A 2,679-nucleotide genomic window follows, 5' to 3' on the forward strand; every position below is an offset into this window, starting at 1 on the left:
CACCTGGCATTCCAGTGGGGTTAGATGTCATCGCCTCCTTAAGAACCGAGTGAGCTTGTGAATAAAAGCCGCGTAGCTCACAAGGCTGCTTCATAGTTGACATTCTTTCAGCCCGGGGCACATGGTACCCCATCTAACAGTCGGCTTATTCCGGACAACAATAATCCATCCGCCGGGTGGGCTACTGGTTCAACTCCTGTCTGGCCAGTTCCATCCCCTCACGCATGGCGCCGAGGTTGACTTCGTCAGTTCCTTTAGGGACGCTTTCTGTAATGGCCTGCTCCAGTGCCTCAACCTTTACCAGATTCAAATGAGCGTTTAGGAAACCGAGCACCACCATGTTGGCAATAATCTTCCGTCCGAATTTCTTGTAGGCAATATCTGTAGCACCAATGCCGTGCACCTTGATGTCGGGAGGATTGAGTTTGCTATCGGTTTGAACAAGGTCACTTTCCAGAATTAGAGTCCCACCCGGTTTCAGTAAAGGAACAAACTTCTCGTACGCCGGCTGTGTCAGGGCTACCAGAACGTCGTTGTTGACTGGTTCAAGTTCGTAGATTTCGTCATCGGAGATGATTACGTCGCCACGGCATTCTCCACCTCGTGACTCACTGCCGTATGACTGGTTCTGAACAGCTTTCTTGCCGCCGATGACGGCAGCTTTACCCATGATGTAGCTTGAGAGGACGATCCCCTGCCCCCCGAATCCTGCAAACCTTATGATCAACTTGCTCTCTCCATCTCTGACTTCAAGTTTTCCACCTGCTCAGTGGTAATTCTGTGCAGTTCAGTCACATATTCCGGTCTATCTCGGTCGCATAGTGTGCCTACAACGATCTTGTCTTTCAGTTCTTCTTCGCTCATATCGCGAGCCTTGCTGATTCGCACAGATTCGTCTTTGAACTTGTGAAGGAAGTCATTTGCTTTCCGCAGCCCGATTCTACGGCCGTAGTTGTCAGGGCACTGTGAGACGATTTCCACGAAGCTGAATCCTTTCTTATCGATGGCAGCTTTCATGGATTTCAACAAGGGGAAGACATGGTAAGTTGTCCATCGCGACACGTACGTGGCTCCTGCGGCTAGGACCAGGTCAGCTGCCTTGAAGGGCTGCTCAATATTTCCGTAGGGTGTTGTCTTCGTGTGGACGCCAGTGGGTGTAGTGGGCGCCACCTGACCGCCGGTCATACCATAAATCATGTTATTAACCATGATGACAGTCAGGTCGATATTGCGGCGCGCGGCATGGATAAGGTGGTTGCCACCGATACCTGAGACGTCACCATCCCCGGCGATTACGATTACTTTCAAGTCAGGGCGCATGACCTTGACACCGGTTGCGAAGGCAATAGGTCTGCCATGAGTGGTGTGAAGAGTGTCCGCCTTGAAGTAGGGACTTGGTATCCAGGCTGAACATCCGATACCGGAAACGCATACCATCCTGGTAGGGTCCAGTTTCAGTTCATCCACAGCGTGTGTGAATACATTCAGCACCGTTCCACAACCACAGCCAGTGCAGAAACGATGGGGCATGATCTCCTCGCGGAGATAGTCCATCATTCTGTTTCGTGGTTGGCTCATCACACTGCCTCCATGATTTCACTGAGTATTTCGTCAACGGTGTGAGAAACACCTCCTATTTTGGATACCGGGACGACCTTGCAGTTAACGAATCTCTCAATCTCTCTGGATAGCTGTCCCAGATTCATCTCGGGAACAAGGATGATGTCGAGGTTCTCCGCGAACTCGGAAACCTGTTTCTGTGCAAAGGGCCAAATAGTGATCAGTCTCAGGAAATCCACGTCTTTGTCATTGGCTCTCGCCGCTCTAACAGCTCCACAAGCTGGTCGCGCGGTTGATCCGTATGAAATTACACCCACACGTGCTTTCCTATTCGGGTTAATATCCTGCTCTACGCGCACGATGTTTTCTCTGTTCAGGTCGATCTTGTTGCAGAGCCTCCTGACGAGTTCGTCATGAACCTCTGGGGTGGTCACGTCTCTCATTCCGTTGTGCTTATGTGTAGAACCTGTTACGTGGACGTTGCGCCCTTCCCCATAGTGAACCATACCCGGCACCAAATCCCCCCCTCCGAAAGCTTCTTCGTCCGGCCCCGCCAGCTTCCTTGAAGCATGCTTGAGCGAAGAGACTGTCGGCATGGTGACGCTCTCACGAACATGGCCGATCTCACCGTCCATGAGCAGAATCACCGGTGTGCGGTAGATGTCAGCCAGGTCGAATGCATCCTGGGTAAAGTCGAAACACTCCTGGCCCGAGCTGGGGGAGAGGGCTATGATTTCGTGGTCACCGTGGGTACCCCAGCGTGCTTGTAATACGTCTCCCTGCGCGGGTTTGGTGGCCTGACCAGTGGAAGGACCAGAACGCTGTACGTTGACCACCACACAGGGTGTTTCGGTCATGATAGCGTAACCAAGATTCTCCTGCATAAGCGAGAACCCGGGACCGCTGGTAGCCGTCATGGATCGGGAGCCGGTCCACGAAGCACCGATAATGGCAGCCATGCTGGCTAGCTCGTCTTCCATCTGGATACAGATTCTACCCATTTTGGGAAGCTCCGCCGCCAACATTTCTGCGATTTCGCTGGCCGGTGTTATAGGGTATCCGGCGAAGAAATCACAACCGGCGTATAGCGCTCCGTAAGCACAGGCTTCGTCCCCAAGG

Annotated in this window: 3 protein-coding genes; all 3 read right to left on the reverse strand. The window is 52.6% G+C overall.

Features of this window, described 5'->3' with window-relative positions:
- Nucleotides 1-181: 181 nt before the first annotated feature.
- Nucleotides 182-727, reverse strand: a complete 546-nt coding sequence (locus tag KKE17_15820) for a 2-oxoacid:acceptor oxidoreductase family protein (GenBank protein ID MBU1711465.1) — start codon at nt 725-727, stop codon at nt 182-184.
- The gene (locus KKE17_15825) at nt 724-1,578 is read right to left on the reverse strand and encodes a 2-oxoacid:ferredoxin oxidoreductase subunit beta (protein ID MBU1711466.1); all 855 of its coding nucleotides are present in this window, start codon (nt 1,576-1,578) and stop codon (nt 724-726) included. Before KKE17_15825 ends, KKE17_15820 begins: the two co-directional genes overlap by 4 nt.
- Nucleotides 1,578-2,679 (reverse strand): 2-oxoacid:acceptor oxidoreductase subunit alpha (locus KKE17_15830; protein MBU1711467.1); only part of this gene is annotated, 1,102 nt, incomplete at its 5' end. The genes KKE17_15825 and KKE17_15830, both read right to left, overlap by 1 nt.

The sequence above is a fragment of the Pseudomonadota bacterium genome (assembly GCA_018823135.1).
Taxonomy (GTDB): domain Bacteria; phylum Desulfobacterota; class Desulfobulbia; order Desulfobulbales; family CALZHT01; genus JAHJJF01.